Source organism: Streptomyces sp. NPDC086766, from assembly GCF_044746005.1.
In the GTDB taxonomy this organism is placed as follows: Bacteria; Actinomycetota; Actinomycetes; order Streptomycetales; family Streptomycetaceae; genus Streptomyces.
The window spans coordinates 136,396-155,858 of sequence record NZ_JBIVBI010000017.1; the positions used below are offsets into that span (position 1 = coordinate 136,396).

The following is a 19,463-nucleotide window of genomic DNA, read 5'->3' on the forward strand; positions in this document are numbered from 1 at the left end:
TTCTATGATGGACCTCATGCCCAGCGAGGAGAACCGGACCACGACGCCGACGACCGAACGGCCCCCGGCCGCCACCACCGCCCAGCGGAAGGGCGGGGGAGCGTCCCCGGCCTCCCCGAGCGCGTGGACGACGCGCCTGGTCGTCGCCGGCATCATGCTGTCCGCCCTGAACCTGCGCCCCGCCATCACCAGCGCCGGCGCGCTCCTGGAGGAGATCCGCGACGGGCTCGGCATGAGCGGCGGCGTGGCCGGACTGCTCACCTCGGTGCCCCCGCTCTGCTTCGCCGTCTTCGGGGGCATGGCGCCCCGGCTGGCCCGCCGTGTCGGACCCGCCGCCGTGGTCTGCGCCGGCATGGCCGCGATCAGCGCCGGTCTCCTCATACGCCCGTACGCGGGCAGCACCCCCGCCTTCCTGGCCGCCAGCGCCCTCGCGCTCATGGGCATCGCGGTCGGCAACGTCCTGATGCCGGTCATCGTCAAGCGCTGGTTCCCCGACCGCGTCGGCTCCATGACCGGCCTGTACTCGATGGCCCTCGCCTTCGGCACCTCCTCCGCGGCCGCGCTGACGGTGCCCCTGACCGGGGCGCTCGGCGGGAACTGGCAACCGGGCCTCGCCGCGTGGGCGGCGCTCGCGGCGCTCGCCGTGCTGCCGTGGCTGCCGCTGCTCCGCGACCGGGGGACGGCGCCCGCCCCCGCCGCCCACGAACCCGTCGGCGGCAGCGCGCCCGACGGGGCGCAGGAACGTCCGACCACCCTGCGGGTCACGCGCAGCCGCACCGCCTGGGCGCTGGCGGTCTTCTTCGGCCTCCAGGCCACCGCCGCCTACATCGCCATGGGCTGGATGGCGCAGATCTTCCGCGACGCGGGCGTGTCCGCCGGCCAGGCCGGAGTGCTGCTCGCCGTGACGATGGTGATGGGCGTGCCGCTCGCCTTCGTCATCCCCCGGGTGGCGTCCCGGCTGCCCCACCAGGGCCCCATCGTCCTCGTGCTCGGCGCCTGCGGTCTCGCCGGCTACGCGGGTCTGTACCTCGCACCGGCCGCGGGCGCCTGGGCCTGGGCCGTCCTGATCGGCGTGTCGAACTGCGCCTTCCCGCTGGCGCTCACCATGGTCGGGATGCGGGCCCGGACCGGCGCGGGCGTGGCCCAGCTGTCGGCCTTCGCCCAGAGCACCGGCTATCTGATCTCCATCCCGGGCCCCCTGCTGGTCGGCGTGCTCTACCAGGGCAGCGGTGGCTGGGGACTGCCGATCGCCCTGATGAGCGCGCTGATGGTGCCCCAGATGGCGGTCGGCTACCTGGCGGGGCGCGACCGCACGGTGGAGGACGAGGCCGCGCGCTGACCCGCCCCCGCGGCGGCGTCCCCGGCGCGGGGTGCGAGACTGGCCCCATGCCAGTGCTCGACCCGAACCCCCCGAACGGCCAGAAGAAGATGCTGCTCGTCTTCGGCGCGTTCTTCGCCATCTTCTTCGTCATCGCCGTCATCGCGACCCTCGCGTCCCCCTGACCGCGTCCCCTCCCGCCGCCGTGGGACGTGGCGGGCCCGGCCCGCCGCGCGGGTGGGGGTGGCCCCACCATCCCCTAGGGGGTGAGGTTCAGGGTCGAGTGGGTGGATCACCGGATGGGCCGAGGAGCGCGTCGTCCGTAGGTTCTGAGGAGTGGCCGCGCGAGGCGGATCACGGACACCGATCACGGACCACTCGGCGACCCGCGGAGGCACCCATGCCGGCGCACACGCACACCCGGCCCCGCCCGGCGACCACCGGCGGCGCCGGCACCCGCCTGCCCTGGTGGGCCCTGGCCCTGCCCGCCCTCGCCTTCGTGGTCCTGCTCGCCCTGATGCTGAACCCGTCGAACGCCCATGCGGCCACCGGCGACCCCGCGATCACCCGGCTGCTCCACCGCGCCCAGGAACTGATCGCCCGCTGATACGGCGCCGGGCCGCCCGCCCGGGCCCCGCCGGTACCGGGTGAAACCCGAGAATCCGCATGTCAACTCCCTGCGCCCCATGGCCTGTTTCATGCGAAGCTGGGTCACATGAGCGTCGCAGAACCCCGCAGGATTGTCCTCTTCCGGCATGCGAAAGCCGACTGGCCACAGGTGTCCGACCACGAGCGGCCGCTCGCTGAGCGGGGCCGCATGGACGCCGCAGTCGCCGGGCGCAAGCTGGCCGACAGTGGTCTTCCCTTCGATCTGGCCCTGTGCTCCACCTCGGTCCGCACCCGCGAGACCTGGAAGCTCGCCGTCCACGAACTGCCGCACCGGCCGAAAACGGTCTACGAGGAGCGGATCTACGAGGCCTCGCCCGGTGAGCTGATCTCCGTGCTCAACGAGACCCCGGACGACGTGCAGACCGTGATCCTGATCGGCCACAACCCCGGCGTCCAGGGACTGGCCGAGGTCCTGTCCGACTCCGCCGAGCCCGAGGCCCGCGAGTGGATGCGCCGCCGCGGCTTCCCGGCCGCCGCCTTCGCCGTACTCTCCTTCGACGGCTCCTGGAAGAGCCTCGAACCGGCCACGGCATCGCTCGACGCCTACTGGGCGCCCTCGGAGTAGCCGGAAGGACCAGTCTCGGCGCAGGCACGCAGGCCCGGTACCGCTTCAGGTGCCGGGCCTGCGTGCGATCACCGGGCCTGGCCCGGGCCGTCCGCCGCTCAGGCCTCCTCGTGCGCGTCCGCCGTCTCGACCTCTTCGCGGGTCACGCCCAGCAGGTACAGGACCGTGTCGAGGAACGGCACGTTCACCGCGGTGTGCGCCGCCTCCCGCACCACCGGCTTGGCGTTGAAGGCGACCCCGAGACCGGCCGCGTTCAGCATGTCCAGGTCGTTGGCGCCGTCGCCGATCGCCACCGTCTGCGCCAGCGGCACGCCCGCCTCGGCGGCGAACCGGCGCAGCAGCCGCGCCTTGCCCGCCCGGTCCACGATCTCGCCGGTGACCCGGCCCGTCAGCTTCCCGTCGGCGATCTCCAGCGTGTTGGCCTGGGCGAAGTCCAGCCCCAGCCGCTCCTTGAGATCGTCCGTGACCTGGGTGAAGCCGCCCGAGACCACACCGACCTGGTAGCCCAGCCGCTTGAGCGTACGGATCAGGGTGCGGGCACCCGGCGTCAGCCGCACCTCGCTGCGCACCTTGTCCACCACCGAGACGTCCAGCCCCTTCAGCAGCGCCACCCGCGCGTGCAGCGACTGCTCGAAGTCGAGCTCCCCGCGCATCGCGGCCGCCGTCACCTCGGCGACCTGGTCCTCGCAGCCGGCGTGCGCGGCGAAGAGCTCGATCACCTCGTCCTGGATGAGCGTGGAGTCCACGTCCATGACGACCAGGCGCTGCGCCCGCCGGTGCAGCCCCGCCGAGACGACCGCGACGTCGACGCCGAGCGCCGCCGCGTCGGTCACCAGAGCGGTGCGCAGCGGCTCCGTCTCCACCCCGGACACCGCGAACTCGACCGCCGTCACCGGGTACTTGGCCAGCCGGAAGATACGGTCGATGTTGCCGCCGGTCCTGGTGATCCGCGCGGCGATCTGGGCGGTCGCCTCCGCGGTGAGGGGGTGACCGAGGACGGTGACCAGGGAGCGCCCGAGACCGCGCGGCCGGTTGTCGCCCCGGCCGGAGATGATCTCCGCCTGCAGCTTCATCGACTCGGCCCAGCTGTGCACGGTGGAGCGCAGATCGCCCTCCAGACCGGCCGACGGCTGGGTCACGAGCGCGCAGAGCACGATCCGGCCACGGGTGACGACCTGCTCGATGTCGACCACGTCGACGGAGTAGGCCGCGAGGGTGTCGAAGAGTCCGGCCGTGATGCCCGGCCTGTCCTTCCCGAAGATCTTGACGAGAAGGGTGAGGTCGTCGGAGGTCTGCGAAGCGCTCATGGTGTTTCCACCGTATCCGGCACGCCGTGCCTTCTGCCCCTCAGGTCCGCCTGACGGACACGGAACTCTGCGCGTCCGCAAGGTGGCGGGCACCTGACGGCACGGCCACGTCCGGGAGCACGCGCCGGCGCGGGGCGCCGGGCCGCCCCCGGGCACCACGCCGTCCCCGGCCGGTTGCCCCCGTCCCCGGCCGGTTGCCCAGCCGTCCCCGGCCGGCCCGGTTCGTCCGTCCCGGCTCAGGGTTTCCTCCCGGGAGGCCGCGGGGGCGCCGGTGGGGGAGGAGGCGGACCGTCGTCCGGCGGAGGCGGAGGCCAGTCCCGGGGACGGCGCGGCGGGGGGCGCCGCGGCGGGCGCGGGGGCGGCGGGACCGGCCCGATCATCGTGGGGGCGCCGGACACGTCGTCGCCGGGCGGCCGGGCGTCCTCCGGCTCGCGCGACTCGTCGGGCACCCGCAGGTACGGATTGGTGGCCGGGTTCGGCGGCCGGAACGGCGTGCCGGGCGTGTACGGTCCGGCCGGCCCCGCAGCTTCCGCGTGCGGGCTCCCTTCCGCCGGTGGCCGCCCCCGTGCGCCCCGGCCCCGTCCCGGTTCGCCCCGGCCCGGCGCCGGTTCGGCCCCGCTCGGTCCCGGTTCCCCAGGAGCCCACCCCGGTACGGCCGGAAGCCGCGCCGCCTCCGTCGCATCCGCACCCGCTGGAGCCCGCCCGCGCATGTCACCCGGTGCCAAAGGCGTTGCCGGCGAAGGCCGTTGCGCGCCCGGTGCCGCCCGGCGTCCCGCGGAGCCGGTCGCGTGGGCCAGCAGCGCCCCGGCCGCCCCCGCCCCGGCACCCCAGACGGCACCCAGCACGAACGCCGTGCCCAGGTGGCCGTGCAGTTCGATCCCGGCGCCGAAGGCGTCGAAACCCAGCACCGACAGCGAGGCCCCCACGGACACACCCGTCAGCCGTACGAGCAGCGGGAACGCCAGCGCGCTCACGACGCCCAGCCGCAGCGCGCACCACCCCGCGAAACCGAGCGCCACGGAACGCCGTACGCCTTTTGAGGCGCCGTACGGCGCGGTGTCGGAGGCGGCACTCGGGACGTCGTGCGGAACGCCACCCCGCGCCCGCCCCGCCGCCGGGACGCCACCACCCGCCGTCCCCGCCGTCTGGGGGCCGCCCCACGGCGTCCGCACCGCCGTCAGCACCCCCGCCAGCAGCATCGTCAGCGCCGCCGCGAGGCCCAGCAGCCAGACGCGGCCGTCCAGTTCGGCCAGACGCCCCAGCGTGACCGGCCGATCGGCGTGCACGGTCAGCAGCCGGTCCAGGGGATCGGGCAGCAGCTCGGCCAGTTCGCCGGTCGCCCTGCCGTCCCACGGGACGAACAGGCCGAGCGGGATGCCGATCCCCACCCCGTTGGGCGCGCCGAGCAGGGCGGCCCCGGCGATCCGTCCGGGACGGTCGTCGCCGAGCGCCGCGTACCCCGCCGCCGCGAGCCCCGCCGCCACCGCCACCAGCAGCACGGTGACGAGCGCGGACACGGCGGGCCGCACCACCCGGTGCACGGTGTCCCAACCGGGCGGCAGGGGAGCGCGGCGCGAGGCGAGCAGCGCGATCAGCAGGGTCCCGGACGACCAGGCGAGCCCCCCGAGCAGCGTGGGCGCCGTGTCGACGCGGAAACCGACCGCCGCCCTGGCGTCGATGAGCCTGCCGATGTGGTCGGGCAGCAGACCGCCGATGTCCCCCAGGCCGCCCAGGCCCGGGATGCTCGCCTTCCCCGATCCGCCGCCCGGCAGCCGGTCCAGCCCGAGCGCGCCCCCGTCGATCGTGACGACGTCGTGCCCCGCCCGGGCCAGGCCGCCCAGGGTCGCCAGGAAGAGCGCCACCACCGCGCCCGCGCGGGCGGCGAGTTCGGTGGGTGCGATCACAACTCCCGCGCCGCGCAGGGACCGTAGGAAGAACCAGGACAGGAGGAGGGCGCCGACCAGGCTCACGCCCAGTGGCGTGATCTCGATGGCGGTGTGCGCCTGCGCGCCTTCCAGGCCGAACGCGGACACATCGCCGGACGGCGTCACCGAACCACCCGCCCCCAGGGCCACCACCGCCGCGGTCATCGGCCCGAGGGACCCCGCCGAGTCCGCCCCGAGCAGGTGCAGGCCGAGCGCGGCCGTCGCCGCCATTCCCACCAACGCCCAGCTCACAGCGGCGATCGCGGACACCAGCACGTCCGCCCACACGCCCAGGGCGCGCCGCCTCGTCGTTCCGGTCTTCGTGCCGACACCCATGGCAGACCCCCCGATCCGCGGCGCGACGCGGCCGTCGCGCATGTCCCCCTCGCGGGGGAATACCACTCTCCGGCCCGGTTTCAACCCCGTCAACGGAAACGGTCCGAGCGCGGCCGCGCCTCTTTGCGAGGCCCGATCAGGAGGCCCGACTTTCGGTCAGAGGGCGGAGCCTGGAATAGTTCCCCACGATGTTCGACATCCCTAGACTCCCTGTGTTGGGGATTATTCGGGGGACAACTCAGTGGGGCATGGAGTGCCGGAACTCGTACTGGAATCAAACGGACGTACCTGGACGCTCGACCCGTCCAGGCCATACACCCTCGGACGCGATCCGCAGGGAGACATCGCCTTCGACGACGCCAGGGTCTCCTGGCGCCACGCCACGGTCAGCTTCAACGGCCGCAGTTGGGTCATCGAGGACCACGGCAGCACCAACGGCACGTTCGTGCGCGGCCAGCGGGTCCACCAGTTGGAGATCGGCCCCGGCACGGCGGTGTACCTCGGCAACGCGACCGACGGCCCGCGGCTGAACCTCTCCGGTGCCGCGGCCCCGGTGGCCACGCCGCAGGCGCAGCCGCAGCAGCCGTACGCCGCCCAGGGCGCGGGGGCCGGCTGGGCGGGGCAGACGCCGGAGCAGCAGGCGCCGCAGGCCGGTTGGCAGCAGCAGGCGCCGAACGCGCCGTCGATCCCGCAGCAGCAGGGCCCGGCCGGTGGCGCGGGGGCGCCGCCGGTCTACGGCGACCGCAGCCCGACCACGTTCCACCAGTTCTCGCTCGGCCGCGTGATGCGCATCGGCCGCGCCCTGGAGAACGACCTGGTCGTCTCCGACCTCCAGGTCTCCCGCAACCACGCCGAGTTCCACGCCACGCCCGACGGCCGCATGGAGATCCGCGACCTCGGCTCCCACAACGGCACGTACGTCAACGGCCAGCCGATCCCCAAGGGCGGCTCGGTGCAGCTCGGCCCGGCCGACATCGTCGGCGTCGGCCACTCGACGTTCCGGATCGTCGGCGACCGGCTCGAGGAGTTCGTCGACACCGGTGAGGTCTCCTTCTCGGCCCGCCACCTCACGGTCACGGTCGACGGCGGCAAGCAGATCCTCAAGGACGTCTCCTTCGGCGTTCCGGAGAAGTCGCTGATCGCGGTCATCGGACCGTCCGGTTCCGGCAAGTCGACGCTGCTCAAGGCGCTGACCGGGTACCGCCCGGCCAACCAGGGCGACGTCCTGTACGACAACCGCAACCTGTACAAGCAGTTCGCCGAGCTGCGTCAGCGCATCGGCCTGGTCCCGCAGGACGACATCCTGCACAAGGAGCTGAGCGTCAAGAAGGCCCTCACGTACGCGGCCAAGCTGCGCTTCCCGGCCGACACCACGGCCGCCGAGCGCGAGGCCCGCATCGACGAGGTGCTGCGCGAGCTGAAGCTCGACATCCACAAGGACAAGAAGGTCACCTCCCTCTCCGGCGGCCAGCGCAAGCGGGTGTCCGTGGCCCTCGAGCTGCTCACCAAGCCGTCGCTGATCTTCCTGGACGAGCCGACCTCCGGCCTCGACCCGGGCATGGACCGCGACGTCATGCAGCTGCTGCGCGGCCTCGCCGACGACGGCCGCACGGTCCTGGTCGTCACCCACTCCGTGGCCGAGCTGGCGATCTGCGACAAGCTCCTGGTGATGGCGCCGGGCGGCTCCGTCGCCTACTTCGGCCCGCCGGAGGAGGCGCTGAACTTCTTCGGCTACGACAGCTGGGCCGACGTCTTCTCCGCCTTCGAGAACTACCGCGACTACGACTGGGCGGGCCGCTGGAAGGGCTCGCAGCACTACCAGATGTACGCCGCGGACATCGACGCGGTCGCCCCGCAGTCCGTACACATGCCTCCGCCGCAGGCGATGAAGCCGCCCAAGCCGCAGGGCTGGGGCTCGCAGCTGCTGACGCTGATCCGGCGGTACGTGGCGGTCATCGCCTCCGACAAGGGCTTCCTGGCGCTGACGGTGATCCTGCCGGCGGTGCTCGGCGCGGTCAGCCTGCTGATCGACTCCGACAAGGGACTGCTGGTCAACCCGGTCAACCCGCGCACCGGCGTGCCCATCCCGAACGGCACGGCGACCACCGTCCTGCTGATCCTCGCGGTCGGCGCGTGCTTCGCGGGCGCCGCGAACTCCGTGCGTGAGCTGATCAAGGAACGGGTCATCTACGAACGGGAGCGCGCGACCGGCCTGTCCCGCTCGGCGTACCTGATGTCCAAGGTGGTCGTCCTCGGCGCCGTCACCGTGCTGCAGGGCCTGATGGTCGGCGTGATCGGCTTCTCCAGCCGGGAGATCCCGGACAAGGGCCTGATCCTGGGCAACGCGACGCTGTTCGAGCTGTGCCTGCCGATCATGGCGCTCGGCTTCACCTCCATGATGGTCGGCCTCGTCATCTCCTCGCTGGTGAAGACCGCCGAGAAGACCATGCCGCTCCTGGTCATGTTCGCGATCATCCAGGTCGTCTTCACCGGCTGCCTCTTCACCCTGAACGGCACCGTCGGCGTCAACCAGTTCTCGTACCTGATGCCGTCGCGCTGGGCGGTGGCCGCCGCGGGCACCACGCTGGACTTCAACAACATCGCCCCGAACGCGGACGACCCGACCCACACGGACCCGCTGTGGGACCACCAGGCCTCGGCCTGGAGCCTCGACATGTTCGCGCTGATCGTGCTCGGCGTCGTGTGCGGCTTCCTGGTGGCGCGCTTCCTGCGCCGCCACGAGCCGGAGGTCATGCGCAAGTAGCCGCGCGTGCGGCGCCCGGACGACGGCGAAGGGTGCCCGTACGACGTCCCGCAGAACGGCCCGTGCCACGGGCCCGTACGACGCGAAGGGCGGCACCCCCGACGGGGTGCCGCCCTTCCGGCGTGTTCAGCGAGTCGCCAGAGGTCCGCGCCGACCTCAGTACGCGCTGTTCACGTTGTCGATCGAGCCGTACTTGTCGGCCGCGTAGTTGGCGGCGGCGACGATGTTGGCGACCGGGTCGTAGATGTTCGCCGACGTGCCGGCGATGCGGTACGCCTCGAAGGTGGGCGGGATGACCTGCAGCAGGCCCTTCGAGGGGATGCCGTTGACGGCGTTGATGTCCCAGCCGTTGATGGCGTTCGGGTTGCCGGAGGACTCACGCATGATGTTGCGGTGCAGACCGCTGTAGGAGCCCGGGATGTTGTGCCGGTCCATGATGTCCAGCGCCTGCCGGATCCAGCCGTCGAGGTTGTTGCCGTAGGTCTTGCCGGCGGAGACCGGGGCCATCTTGGGGCGCTGCGCGGACCGGGCGGCGGCCGCCTTGGCCTTGCGTGCGGCCTCGGCCTTGCGCTCGGCGGCGGCCTTCTTCGCGGCCGCCTCGGCCTTCTGCTTCGCGGCGGCCTGGGCGGCGGCCTGCTTCCTGGCCGCGATCGCCTGGACCTTCAGGCTGTCGTCCGCGAGCTGGTCGGTGACGCTCGCCTTGACGTCCTTGATCGGCTCGGAGCTGAACTTCACCGGAGCCGGGGCTGCCGCCTCGGACGTCGTCGTGTCGGCCTGGCTGGGCGCGGCGGAGAAGGCCAGAGCGGCGGCACCGAGGGTGGCGGCGCCGGCCAGGGCGACCTTGTGGGCCTGGTTCAGCGAACGACTGCGGCGGCGAATGTTGAGCTTGTCGAGCATGGCGAAATGGACCTCGTGGGGTAGCGCGGAGGTCGCTCTCCGGACTGCGGGGGGCGTGGCCCGGCCCGCACGAACGTGGGCCCCGAACCCACGGCGCTGAGCGACGTGAGCCATTCTTAGCGGCGGCAAAAACACCAGGCAAAGGTGTGACGTACGAAGTGCGATAGTGGAGCGCGGACGGACAAAACGGGACAGACAGGGGTGTCTGTCCCGTTCATCAGGGGGTGGTGCGTCTCCTATGCCCGTTCGTACGTGATGTGCACCCTATGTGCGTCCTCACATCGGACCGGCTCCGCTCTCACCGGCAGTTGCCGGTGCAACGCACTGCGTGAGCGAATCGGCCGCCTTTCGCGGCGGCGGGGCGGGGCCTCTGCCGATGCGCCCCTCGGCGGCCCGTCGCCCCCCAGGTATCCCGCCCCGGCACTCCGCGCTCCCGTGCCACGACAAGATCCGTCCCTGACACGACTGCCCGGATCACACGGTCGGAAACACTGGGGGGATACGGCCCGGACCGCGGCCTGCGGCCCAGGTCTTAGGTCCAGCGCCCCGGGGACGGGCCGGACCGCGGCCTGCGGCCCAGGTCTTAGGTCCAGCGCCCCGGGCCGGGGCCGCCCCGGGCCCGATCCGCGTGCCGCGGGCCGCCGGTACCGTGAGGGCATGAGTCACGGCCCCCGGTCCGGCCTCGCCGCGGTGAGCTCCGCGCTGCTGGCCATGAGCAGGCACCTGGAAGTACGCGACGTACTGAAGACGATCGTCGCCTCGGCCCGTGAGCTCCTCGACGCCCAGTACGCGGCCCTCGGCGTCCCGGACGACCACGGCGGCTTCGCCCAGTTCGTGGTCGACGGCGTCAGCGACGAGCAGTGGCGGGCCATCGGCCCGCTCCCGCGCCAGCACGGCATTCTCGCCGCGATGCTGCACCAGGACCGGGCCGAGCGCCTCGCCGACGTGCGCAAGGACCCGCGCTTCGAGGGCTGGCCGGCCGCCCACCCGGAGATGTCCGACTTCCTCGGCCTGCCCATCCGCGACGGCGACGAGGTCATCGGCGCGCTGTTCCTCGCCAACAAGAGCTGCCCGAAGCCGGAGGGCGGCTGCGGCTTCACCGAGGAGGACGAGGAACTGCTGTCGATCCTCGCCCAGCACGCGGCCATCGCGCTCACCAACGCCCGCCTCTACGAACGCAGCCGCGAGCTGACCATCGCCGAGGAGCGCTCCCGCCTCGCGCACGAACTGCACGACGCCGTCAGCCAGAAACTGTTCTCCCTGCGCCTGACCGCCCAGGCCGCCGCCGCCCTCGTCGACCGCGACCCGGCGCGCGCCAAGGGCGAACTCCAGCAGGTGGCCGCGCTCGCCGCCGAGGCCGTCGACGAACTGCGGGCGGCCGTCGTGGAGTTGCGCCCCGCGGCCCTCGACGAGGACGGGCTGGTCGCCACCCTCCGCACCCAGATCCAGGTCCTCGACCGCGCCCACACCGCGCGCGTGACCTTCGCCGCCCGCGCCTTCCGCGCCCTGCCCGCCGCCCAGGAGGAGGCCATGCTCCGGGTCGCACAGGAGGCCCTGCACAACGCGCTGCGCCACTCCGGAGCGGACCGCGTGGACGTCACCCTGGACCGTCGCGGCTGCGGCGCGGTGCTGCGGGTCACCGACGACGGCGGCGGCTTCGACCCGCACGTGGTGCGCAGCGCCGGACGCCACCTCGGCCTGGTCTCCATGCGGGACCGGGCGAGCGGGGTCGGCGGCACCCTGACCGTGGAATCCGCGCCCGGCAAGGGCACCCTGATCGAGATGGAGGTTCCCGGTGGCTGACGCGATCAGCGTGCTGCTCGTCGACGACCACCAGGTGGTCCGCCGCGGACTGCGCACCTTCCTGGAGGTGCAGGACGACATCGCGGTCGTGGGCGAGGCGGCCGACGGCGCCGCGGGCGTCGCCCTGGCCGAGGAGCTGAGGCCGGACGTGGTCCTCATGGACGTCAAGATGCCCGTCATGGACGGCGTGGACGCACTGCGCCGGCTGCGCGAACTGGACAACCCCGCGCGGGTGCTGATCGTCACCAGCTTCACCGAGCAGCGCACGGTGGTCCCGGCCCTGCGCGCGGGCGCCGCCGGCTACGTGTACAAGGACGTGGACCCCGACGCGCTCGCGGCCGCCATCCGGTCGGTGCACGCGGGGCACATCCTGCTGCAACCCGAGGTCGCGGGCGCGCTGTTGTCCCAGGACGAGAACAACTCCGGCCAGGGCAGGGGAGGTTCACTCACGGACCGGGAGCGGGAGGTGCTCGGTCTGATAGCGGACGGCCGCTCCAACCGCGAGATCGCCCGCGCCCTGGTGCTCTCCGAGAAGACCGTCAAGACGCACGTGTCGAACATCCTGATGAAGCTCGACCTGGCGGACCGCACCCAGGCCGCCCTGTGGGCCGTACGCCACGGGGTGACCGGCTGACCCGGAAGGTTCCCCTCCGGGCTGAGATTCATACCGTCGTGGGAATGTCACCCGAATGGCGCACCCTCCGCGGATCTCCGCCCGTTCTCCGTGCGTGCCGCGGTGATCGCCGCGGCAGTCACCAGGAGGGGTAAGAAGTGAAGAACCTGAAGAAGGCAGCGGCCGTGACGATGGTGGCCGGCGGGCTGGTGGCCGCGGCCTCCGGCATGGCCTCCGCCACCGACGGCGCGTGGGCGTGCGGCAAGGCCGCGGGCTCCCCGGGCGTCGTCTCGGGCAATGTGATCCAGGCCCCGGTCCACATCCCGGTCAACGCCGTCGGCAACACCGTCAACGTCATCGGCGCCCTGAACCCGGCCTTCGGCAACCTGGGCCTCAACCACTGACCTCCCCCTCGCACCGACGCCCCGGCCTCCCGGCCCCACCCGGGAGGCCGTCCGCCGTATTCGGCCCGTCCGCAGCATTTCAGCCCGTCCGGCGCTTGAGGACGAGGCGGTCGGTGTGGCCCTGGCGCGCTTCCCAGGCGGAGTCCGCCGTATTCAGCCCGTCCGGCCTTTCAGGACGAGGCCGTCCAGGCCGAAGCGGGGGCCCGGGGGCGGCAGCCCCCGGAGAGGCACACACCACCCACCCCCACCAGGCACCCACGCCCGCAAAGGCGACCCCTACCGCCCAGCCTCCCTCCCCTCCACGACGGAGTTGTACGCCGCCACCTGCGCCCGCCGCGCAGTCCGCTCCACCGGCCGCAGCGCCTCCGCCCGCGCCCCCATCTCGGACGCGCTCACCGCACCCCCGTGGCCGTTCTCGGCGGCCAGCGAGATCAGCAGCCCCACCCGCCGCGCCAGCTCCAGCACCCGCACCGCCCGCGGCGGATACCCCGGCGCCAGCACTTCCCGCCCCCGCGCCGCCCGCGCCCGGTACGCGTCGATCGCCGCCTCCGCCACCGGACCGGACCCGGCCACGTCCAGCCGCGCCAGCACCTCGGTCGCCTCCCGCAGCGCCTCCGCCAGCTCCCGCTCGGCCTCACCCAGCGACGGCACGTCCGCCGGCGGAGCCTCCCGCACCGGCAGCACGTGCCAGACGACCTCCGCGTGCACGTCCCCGGCCGGCCCGGCCTCGTAGGCCTCCGGGACCAGCCCGAACGCGGCCCCCTGGCAGATGACCGCCTCCTCCGCCTCCAGCGCCCGCGCGTTGAAGTCCGGCGGTCCGCTCAGCCCCAGCGGATGCCCCGGCGCGGGCAGCGCCACCCGCAGCCCGCTCACCCCCAGCGTCCGCAGCCGCCCCAGCGCGAGCGTGAGCCCGACGGGCGCCTCCTCGCCCGGCAGCCCCTCCACCCGGTGGACGGCGTCCTCGCCCACGATGGCCAGCACGGCGTCGTCCGGCGAGACAAGTCCGGCAAGAAGGGCGTTTCCCCAAGCGGCGAGGCGTCCAGAACGCGGTTCCGAGTGCATGCCCCCACCCTAAGGACCGGACCGATGGAACGGCCCGGGCGGCCAGTGGCGTAGATTTCCCCGAGGGCTGCGCCCACCCACCGGCGCGGCGGACCGAGCCACAGGCGTACGCGACCAGCCGAGACCGGCACACTGCAAGGGGAGACAACGCGCTCATGAGCGATGTTCTGGAGCTTCAGGACGTATCCGTGGTCCGGGAGGGCCGGGCTCTGGTGGACCAGGTCTCCTGGTCGGTCAAGGAGGGCGAGCGCTGGGTCATCCTCGGCCCGAACGGCGCCGGCAAGACCACCCTCCTGAACGTCGCCTCCAGCTACCTCTACCCCAGCAAGGGCACCGCCACCATCCTCGGCGAGACCCTCGGCAGGCCCGGCACCGACGTCTTCGAGCTGCGCCCCCGCATCGGCGTCGCCGGCATCGCCCTCGCGGAGAAGCTCCCCAAGAGCCAGACCGTGCTGCAGACCGTGCTGACCGCCGCGTACGGCATGACCGCCGGCTGGCACGAGGACTACGAGGAGATCGACGAGCAGCGCGCCCGCGCCTTCCTCGACCGACTCGGCATGACCGAGTACCTCGACCGCAAGTTCGGCACCCTCTCCGAGGGCGAGCGCAAGCGCACCCTCATCGCCCGCGCCCTGATGACCGACCCCGAGCTGCTGCTCCTCGACGAGCCCGCCGCCGGCCTCGACCTCGGCGGCCGCGAGGACCTCGTGCGCCGCCTCGGCCGGCTCGCGCGCGACCCCATCGCCCCCTCGATGATCATGGTCACCCACCACGTCGAGGAGATCGCCCCCGGCTTCACCCACGTCCTGATGATCCGCCAGGGCAAGGTCCTCGCCGCCGGACCGCTGGAGTTGGAGCTCACCTCCCGCAACCTCTCCCGCTGCTTCGGCCTCCCGCTCGTGGTCGAGCAGGTCGGCGACCGCTGGACCGCCCAGGGCCTTCCGCTGTCCTGACCCGGGCCCCTCGCGCCCTGTCCGGGGCACGGCCCGCGCCCTACCATGACCATGTGAACGACATCGACGCATGGGTGTGGTGGCTGGTCGGCGCGGCAGCGCTCGGAATCCCGCTCGTCGTCACCGCGATGCCGGAGTTCGGCATGTTCGCGGTGGGCGCGGTCGCCGCCGCCGTCGTCTCGGGCCTCGGTTTCGGCCTCGTCGTCCAGGTGCTGGTCTTCGTCGTCGTCTCGGTCGCCCTCATCGCCGTCGTCCGCCCCATCGCGGCCCGGCACAGCAGGCAACGCCCGCAACTGGCCACGGGAGTCGACGCGCTGAAGGGCAGGCAGGCCGTCGTACTGGAGCGCGTCGACGCCTCCGGAGGACGCATCAAGCTCGCCGGAGAGGTCTGGTCGGCCCGCGCCCTCGACACCGGCCGCGCCTACGAGGCGGGCGAGGAAGTGGACGTCGTGGACATCGAGGGGGCCACCGCCATCGTCATGTGACCTCGCGCAACGCGGGCACAGCACAACTGAACCGAACACCCCACGCGGCACGCGACGGTCTGTCAGACTCGACCAGCAAGATCTTCAACAGCCATAAGATCTTCCGAAAGCGCCGAGGCGGAGAAGGGGACGGGCACGACGATGGAACCGGTCATCATCGTTCTGATCATTCTGGTGGTGTTGGTCTTCATCGCCCTGATCAAGACCATCCAGGTCATCCCGCAGGCCAGCGCCGCCATCGTGGAGCGCTTCGGCCGCTACACACGCACGCTGAACGCCGGCCTCAACATCGTCGTGCCGTTCATCGACACCATCCGCAACCGCATCGACCTGCGCGAACAGGTCGTACCGTTCCCGCCGCAGCCGGTGATCACCCAGGACAACCTGGTCGTCAACATCGACACGGTCATCTACTACCAGGTGACCGACGCCCGGGCCGCGACCTACGAGGTCGCCAGCTACATCCAGGCCATCGAGCAGCTCACCGTCACCACCCTCCGCAACATCATCGGCGGCATGGACCTGGAACGCACCCTCACCTCCCGCGAGGAGATCAACGCGGCCCTGCGCGGCGTCCTCGACGAGGCCACCGGCAAGTGGGGCATCCGCGTCAACCGCGTCGAGCTCAAGGCCATCGAGCCCCCGACCTCCATCCAGGACTCGATGGAGAAGCAGATGCGCGCCGACCGGGACAAGCGCGCCGCGATCCTCCAGGCCGAGGGTGTCCGCCAGTCGGAGATCCTGCGCGCCGAGGGTGAGAAGCAGTCCCAGATCCTGCGCGCCGAGGGTGAGGCCAAGGCCGCCGCCCTGCGCGCCGAGGGCGAGGCCCAGGCCGTCCGTACGGTCTTCGAGGCGATCCATGCCGGCGACCCCGACCAGAAGCTGCTCAGCTACCAGTACCTCCAGATGCTCCCGAAGATCGCCGAGGGCGACGCCAACAAGCTCTGGATCGTGCCCAGCGAGATCGGCGACGCCCTCAAGGGCCTGTCCGGCGCCATGGGCAACTTCGGCCCCCTGTCCGGCAATTCGGGGGGCGGCAGCGGCTCCTCCGGCACCGGGGGAGCGGGCGGCGAGCGCCGCGAGCGGCCGTCCATCGACTGAGCACCCGCACACGACACGGGGCCCGCCTTCCTCCCGAAGGCGGGCCCCACGCCGTACGGTTCACGCGGCCGGCTGGGCCAGCCACACCGGCAGCGAGTCGAAGTCGTCCTGCCCCAGCGCCAGCAGCATCGCGTCCGCCGGCGTCGGCTCGAACGGCTGCCGCAGCAACGGCATCCCCGCCTCCTCCGGAGTGCGGTCCGCCTTGCGGTGGTTGTCCTCCGCGCACGAGGCCACCGTGTTCAGCCAGGTGTCCTGCCCACCGTGCGACCGCGGCACCACGTGGTCCACGGTCGTCGCCCGCCTCCCGCAGTACGCGCACCGGTGCCGGTCACGCACCAGCACACCCCGCCTCGACCACGGGGCTTGTCTTCGGAACGGCACCCTTACGTACCGGCAGAGCCTGATCACCCGGGGCGCGGGGATGTCCACGGCGGCACCCCGCATGCGCAGTTCGGGGTGGGCCTGCTCGACGACGGCCTTGGCCTGCAGCACCAGAACGACGGCTCGGTTCAACGTCACCGTCGACAGCGGCTCGAAGCTCGCGTTCAGCACCAGCGTGTCCCGCATCCAGCCCACCTCCCGTGTGCACCTGCCCACCCCCCGGCGGGCTCGGATCAACTCTGGACGGGCGCGCCGAGATGGACAACGCAATAAAAAATGCCCGCCTCCGATCACTTCCAAGACCAGAGGCGGGCAAACGTTCCATGAACGTCGTTCTGCCGGCGAGTGCGTCAGCCGGCGGCCGGAATCTCGTACTCGCCGATGAGCTGGGCGCGCGCCAGCGTGTGGAACCGCAGGTTGAAGCCCACCACCGCCGGGGAGGCGTCCGCGTCCGGACCGAGCTTCTCCTGGTCCACGGCGTACACCGTGAACACATAGCGGTGCGGCCCGTCACCGGGCGGCGGCGCGGCGCCGCCGAAGGCCTTCGTCCCGTAGTCGTTGCGCGCGTGCACGGCGCCCTCGGGCAGCCCCTCGAACTTGCCGCCGCCCGCACCGGCCGGCAGCTCCGTCACCGACGCCGGAATGTCGAACACGACCCAGTGCCAGAACCCGCTGCCCGTCGGGGCATCCGGGTCGTAGCAGGTCACGGCGAAGCTCTTGGTCTCCGGCGGGAAACCCTCCCAGCGCAGGTGCGGCGAGGTGTTACCCGCCGCGTGGACCTGAGCGTCCTTGAGCGTCGCCCCCTCGTGGACGTCGTCGCTCGTGACCGTGAAGGACGGCACGGGCGGATGGAAGTCGTGGGGGAGCGGCCGCCTCTTGAGCTCGGTCACCTCGGTACCTCCTGATCGGTGTCTGAGTGATTCCGGAACAGCGGAATCATCAGCTCCAGAGCCTAGAACCAGTTGCGCCTGCTGCCGACCTCGGCGATCCACTGGTGCACATACGCCGCCCAGTCGGTCCCCTGGTAGTCGTGCAGGCCCACCTGGAACGACCGGAAGGTGTCGCTGCCCTCGCTGAACAGGCCCGGCTTCTTGTCCATCTCCAGCACGACGTCCATCGCGTGCTCGTCGGCCACGAAGCTCAACTCGACCTGGTTCAGACCGCGGTACTGCGACGGCGGGTAGAACTCGATCTCCTGGTAGAAGGGGAGCCGCTGCCGCGTACCGCGGATGTGGCCGCGCTCCATGTCCGCGTTCTTGAACCGGAAGCCCAAGCCGATGAACGCGTCCAGGATCGCCTTCTGCGCCGGCAGCGGATGCACGTTGATGGGGTCCAGGTCGCCCGAGTCCACCGCACGCGCGATCTCCAGCTCGGTGGTCACGCCGATGTGCATGCCCCGCAGCGCCTGCCCGTCGATCATCGTGACCGGCGTCTCCCAGGGGATCTCCAGCCCGAACGGCACCGCGTGCACCGCGCCCGCCCGCAGCTCGAAGGCGCCGCCGAGCCGCACCTTGGTGAACTCGATGTCCTGCTTGTACTCCTGGTCGCCGCTCTCCACCTCGACCTTGGCCTGAAGCCCGACCGACAACCCCTCGATCTGCTGGTCGACGGACCCGCCCTGGATCCGCACCTCGCCCTGGACGACACCGCCCGGAACGACGTTGACCTCGTTGAGCACCGTCTCCACGGAAGCCCCACCGGCCCCGAGGCTCGCGAGCAGCTTCTTGAACGCCATGACTCTCCCTTTACGTGTGGATCCCTGATCCCTGTAAACGCGATCCGGCCGCGCCCGGTTCCGCCGCCCACACCCTGGCAAGGGGGGCGTTCCCCGGCCACCCCTTCACCCGCACCCGTCTGGACTACGCTCGGAAGCCATGATCGCGCCCTCGGACCGTACGCCCCTGCGCAGAGACTTCTTCGACCGCCCGGTCCTGGAGGTCGCCCCCGACCTCCTCGGCCGTGTCCTCGTCCGCACGACCCCGGACGGTCCGATCGCGCTCCGGCTCACCGAGGTCGAGGCCTACGACGGCCCGAACGACCCCGGCTCGCACGCCTACCGCGGGCGTACGCCCCGCAACGAGGTGATGTTCGGTCCGCCCGGCCATGTGTACGTCTACTTCACCTATGGCATGTGGCACTGCATGAACCTGGTGTGCGGCCCCGAGGGCCGGGCCGCCGCCGTCCTGCTCCGGGCCGGCGAGATCGTCGAGGGCGCCGAGCTGGCCCGCCCCCGCCGGCCCGCGGCCCGCAACGACAGGGAACTGGCCAAGGGACCGGCCCGGCTGGCCTCGGCCCTGGGCGTGGACCGAACCCTCGACGGCACCGACGCCTGCACGGCCGGCGACACCCCGCTGCGCATCGCCACGGGGAGCCCGGTCCCCTCCACGCGGATACGCAGCGGTCCGCGCACCGGAGTCTCCGGGGACGGGGGCAACGGGGAGATCCACCCCTGGCGCTTCTGGGTCGCCGACGACCCCACGGTGAGCCCGTACCGGGCCCACGCGCCACGCCGCCGACGAAGTTGACTCGCGCTGGGAAGGTGCGTAATGTAGCCCGAGCCGCTGAACCGGGTACGGCGATCGCCTGCAGCCGGAGCGGCCAACCCACTACCTACGACCACCCCTCAGCGGGGTCGAATTCGGCGTGCCTGCATGCCCGAATTCGAACGCGCGGGACCCGATTATGAGTCCCCGAGGGAATCGGCTAACGTAGTGAATGTCGAAAGGCAGACGGGCGAAAGCCCGGAAGCCCACGACACCTGCCAATACCCCGCCGAGGCGGGAAGGCACCGAGGAAATCGGGTCGGAAAGATCTGATAGAGTCGGAAACGCAAGACCGAAGGGAAGCGCCCGGAGGAAAGCCCGAGAGGGTGAGTACAAA

General features: G+C 72.1%; 19 protein-coding genes. 12 read left to right on the top strand and 7 right to left on the bottom strand.

Annotated features, from left to right (window positions below):
• Positions 1 to 4: 4 nt before the first annotated feature.
• The 4 genes from ACIPM1_RS27480 (at position 5) to ACIPM1_RS27495 (ending at position 2,552) form a co-directional block, all read left to right on the top strand.
• A complete protein-coding gene (locus ACIPM1_RS27480) occupies positions 5 to 1,339 on the top strand; it encodes a CynX/NimT family MFS transporter (RefSeq protein ID WP_402439067.1) in 1,335 nt (444 codons plus the stop codon).
• A 47-nt stretch (positions 1,340 to 1,386) separates the two neighbouring features.
• Positions 1,387 to 1,503 carry an SGM_5486 family transporter-associated protein gene (locus ACIPM1_RS27485; protein WP_356186594.1) on the top strand — a complete coding sequence of 39 codons (117 nt, stop codon included), beginning with the start codon at positions 1,387 to 1,389 and terminating at the stop codon, positions 1,501 to 1,503.
• Between the two features lie 215 nt (positions 1,504 to 1,718).
• Complete coding sequence (locus ACIPM1_RS27490) at positions 1,719 to 1,925, top strand: hypothetical protein (RefSeq protein ID WP_402439069.1); 207 nt, start codon at positions 1,719 to 1,721, stop codon at positions 1,923 to 1,925.
• A 108-nt stretch (positions 1,926 to 2,033) separates the two neighbouring features.
• The gene (locus tag ACIPM1_RS27495; protein WP_402439071.1) at positions 2,034 to 2,552 is read left to right on the top strand and encodes a SixA phosphatase family protein; all 519 of its coding nucleotides are present in this window, start codon (positions 2,034 to 2,036) and stop codon (positions 2,550 to 2,552) included.
• Between the two features lie 98 nt (positions 2,553 to 2,650).
• On the opposite strand, the gene serB is transcribed toward ACIPM1_RS27495, so the two are convergent.
• Complete coding sequence (serB, locus tag ACIPM1_RS27500; protein ID WP_402439073.1) at positions 2,651 to 3,859, bottom strand: phosphoserine phosphatase SerB; 1,209 nt, start codon at positions 3,857 to 3,859, stop codon at positions 2,651 to 2,653.
• A 236-nt stretch (positions 3,860 to 4,095) separates the two neighbouring features.
• Positions 4,096 to 6,120: a streptophobe family protein gene (locus ACIPM1_RS27505; protein WP_402439075.1), complete on the bottom strand. Its 2,025-nt coding sequence runs from the start codon at positions 6,118 to 6,120 to the stop codon at positions 4,096 to 4,098.
• 253 nt (positions 6,121 to 6,373) lie between these two features.
• On the opposite strand from ACIPM1_RS27505, the gene ACIPM1_RS27510 reads away from it, so the two are divergent.
• Positions 6,374 to 8,884 carry an FHA domain-containing protein gene (locus ACIPM1_RS27510; protein ID WP_402439076.1) on the top strand — a complete coding sequence of 837 codons (2,511 nt, stop codon included), beginning with the start codon at positions 6,374 to 6,376 and terminating at the stop codon, positions 8,882 to 8,884.
• A gap of 156 nt (positions 8,885 to 9,040) precedes the next feature.
• Here ACIPM1_RS27510 and ACIPM1_RS27515 read toward each other — a convergent pair whose 3' ends face one another.
• Positions 9,041 to 9,781: a transglycosylase SLT domain-containing protein gene (locus ACIPM1_RS27515; protein ID WP_402439078.1), complete on the bottom strand. Its 741-nt coding sequence runs from the start codon at positions 9,779 to 9,781 to the stop codon at positions 9,041 to 9,043.
• Between the two features lie 657 nt (positions 9,782 to 10,438).
• Between ACIPM1_RS27515 and ACIPM1_RS27520 the strand changes: the two genes are divergently transcribed.
• The 3 genes from ACIPM1_RS27520 to ACIPM1_RS27530 all read left to right on the top strand — a co-directional run bounded on the left by ACIPM1_RS27520 (position 10,439) and on the right by ACIPM1_RS27530 (position 12,601).
• Positions 10,439 to 11,584, top strand: a complete 1,146-nt coding sequence (locus ACIPM1_RS27520) for a GAF domain-containing sensor histidine kinase (protein WP_402439080.1) — start codon at positions 10,439 to 10,441, stop codon at positions 11,582 to 11,584.
• Entirely contained in the window at positions 11,577 to 12,218 is a 642-nt protein-coding gene (locus ACIPM1_RS27525) for a response regulator (RefSeq protein WP_402439082.1), read from the top strand. Before ACIPM1_RS27520 ends, ACIPM1_RS27525 begins: the two co-directional genes overlap by 8 nt.
• Before the next feature lie 137 nt (positions 12,219 to 12,355).
• Positions 12,356 to 12,601, top strand: a complete 246-nt coding sequence (locus ACIPM1_RS27530; protein WP_356186568.1) for a chaplin — start codon at positions 12,356 to 12,358, stop codon at positions 12,599 to 12,601.
• Between the two features lie 276 nt (positions 12,602 to 12,877).
• On the opposite strand, the gene ACIPM1_RS27535 is transcribed toward ACIPM1_RS27530, so the two are convergent.
• Positions 12,878 to 13,663, bottom strand: a complete 786-nt coding sequence (locus ACIPM1_RS27535; RefSeq protein ID WP_402439084.1) for a hypothetical protein — start codon at positions 13,661 to 13,663, stop codon at positions 12,878 to 12,880.
• A gap of 155 nt (positions 13,664 to 13,818) precedes the next feature.
• Between ACIPM1_RS27535 and ACIPM1_RS27540 the strand changes: the two genes are divergently transcribed.
• From ACIPM1_RS27540 to ACIPM1_RS27550, 3 genes are all read left to right on the top strand, one after another.
• The gene (locus ACIPM1_RS27540) at positions 13,819 to 14,616 is read left to right on the top strand and encodes an ABC transporter ATP-binding protein (protein WP_392196555.1); all 798 of its coding nucleotides are present in this window, start codon (positions 13,819 to 13,821) and stop codon (positions 14,614 to 14,616) included.
• Between the two features lie 53 nt (positions 14,617 to 14,669).
• Entirely contained in the window at positions 14,670 to 15,101 is a 432-nt protein-coding gene (locus ACIPM1_RS27545) for an NfeD family protein (protein WP_402439086.1), read from the top strand.
• A 141-nt stretch (positions 15,102 to 15,242) separates the two neighbouring features.
• A complete protein-coding gene (locus ACIPM1_RS27550) occupies positions 15,243 to 16,202 on the top strand; it encodes an SPFH domain-containing protein (RefSeq protein ID WP_356186557.1) in 960 nt (319 codons plus the stop codon).
• Between the two features lie 60 nt (positions 16,203 to 16,262).
• Here ACIPM1_RS27550 and ACIPM1_RS27555 read toward each other — a convergent pair whose 3' ends face one another.
• The 3 genes from ACIPM1_RS27555 to ACIPM1_RS27565 all read right to left on the bottom strand — a co-directional run bounded on the left by ACIPM1_RS27555 (position 16,263) and on the right by ACIPM1_RS27565 (position 18,318).
• Positions 16,263 to 16,769: an HNH endonuclease gene (locus tag ACIPM1_RS27555; protein WP_356186554.1), complete on the bottom strand. Its 507-nt coding sequence runs from the start codon at positions 16,767 to 16,769 to the stop codon at positions 16,263 to 16,265.
• 164 nt (positions 16,770 to 16,933) lie between these two features.
• A complete protein-coding gene (locus tag ACIPM1_RS27560) occupies positions 16,934 to 17,473 on the bottom strand; it encodes a YbhB/YbcL family Raf kinase inhibitor-like protein (protein ID WP_402439088.1) in 540 nt (179 codons plus the stop codon).
• Between the two features lie 62 nt (positions 17,474 to 17,535).
• Positions 17,536 to 18,318 carry a sporulation protein gene (locus ACIPM1_RS27565; RefSeq protein ID WP_356186548.1) on the bottom strand — a complete coding sequence of 261 codons (783 nt, stop codon included), beginning with the start codon at positions 18,316 to 18,318 and terminating at the stop codon, positions 17,536 to 17,538.
• A gap of 139 nt (positions 18,319 to 18,457) precedes the next feature.
• Here ACIPM1_RS27565 and ACIPM1_RS27570 point away from each other — a divergent pair, with 139 nt between their 5' ends.
• Entirely contained in the window at positions 18,458 to 19,108 is a 651-nt protein-coding gene (locus ACIPM1_RS27570) for a DNA-3-methyladenine glycosylase (protein WP_356186545.1), read from the top strand.
• The last annotated feature ends 355 nt before the right edge of the window (positions 19,109 to 19,463 follow it).

What these genes read in the sequence shown, in the direction of transcription:
- ACIPM1_RS27480 (WP_402439067.1), top strand. Translation starts at nt 5, where the DNA reads ATGATGGACCTCATGCCCAGCGAGGAGAACCGGACCACGACGCCGACG.
- ACIPM1_RS27485 (WP_356186594.1), top strand. Translation starts at nt 1,387, where the DNA reads ATGCCAGTGCTCGACCCGAACCCCCCGAACGGCCAGAAGAAGATGCTG.
- ACIPM1_RS27490 (WP_402439069.1), top strand. Translation starts at nt 1,719, where the DNA reads ATGCCGGCGCACACGCACACCCGGCCCCGCCCGGCGACCACCGGCGGC.
- ACIPM1_RS27495 (WP_402439071.1), top strand. Translation starts at nt 2,034, where the DNA reads ATGAGCGTCGCAGAACCCCGCAGGATTGTCCTCTTCCGGCATGCGAAA.
- serB (WP_402439073.1), bottom strand. Translation starts at nt 3,859, where the DNA reads ATGAGCGCTTCGCAGACCTCCGACGACCTCACCCTTCTCGTCAAGATC.
- ACIPM1_RS27505 (WP_402439075.1), bottom strand. Translation starts at nt 6,120, where the DNA reads ATGGGTGTCGGCACGAAGACCGGAACGACGAGGCGGCGCGCCCTGGGC.
- ACIPM1_RS27515 (WP_402439078.1), bottom strand. Translation starts at nt 9,781, where the DNA reads ATGCTCGACAAGCTCAACATTCGCCGCCGCAGTCGTTCGCTGAACCAG.
- ACIPM1_RS27520 (WP_402439080.1), top strand. Translation starts at nt 10,439, where the DNA reads ATGAGTCACGGCCCCCGGTCCGGCCTCGCCGCGGTGAGCTCCGCGCTG.
- ACIPM1_RS27535 (WP_402439084.1), bottom strand. Translation starts at nt 13,663, where the DNA reads ATGCACTCGGAACCGCGTTCTGGACGCCTCGCCGCTTGGGGAAACGCC.
- ACIPM1_RS27540 (WP_392196555.1), top strand. Translation starts at nt 13,819, where the DNA reads ATGAGCGATGTTCTGGAGCTTCAGGACGTATCCGTGGTCCGGGAGGGC.
- ACIPM1_RS27550 (WP_356186557.1), top strand. Translation starts at nt 15,243, where the DNA reads ATGGAACCGGTCATCATCGTTCTGATCATTCTGGTGGTGTTGGTCTTC.
- ACIPM1_RS27555 (WP_356186554.1), bottom strand. Translation starts at nt 16,769, where the DNA reads ATGCGGGACACGCTGGTGCTGAACGCGAGCTTCGAGCCGCTGTCGACG.
- ACIPM1_RS27565 (WP_356186548.1), bottom strand. Translation starts at nt 18,318, where the DNA reads ATGGCGTTCAAGAAGCTGCTCGCGAGCCTCGGGGCCGGTGGGGCTTCC.
- ACIPM1_RS27570 (WP_356186545.1), top strand. Translation starts at nt 18,458, where the DNA reads ATGATCGCGCCCTCGGACCGTACGCCCCTGCGCAGAGACTTCTTCGAC.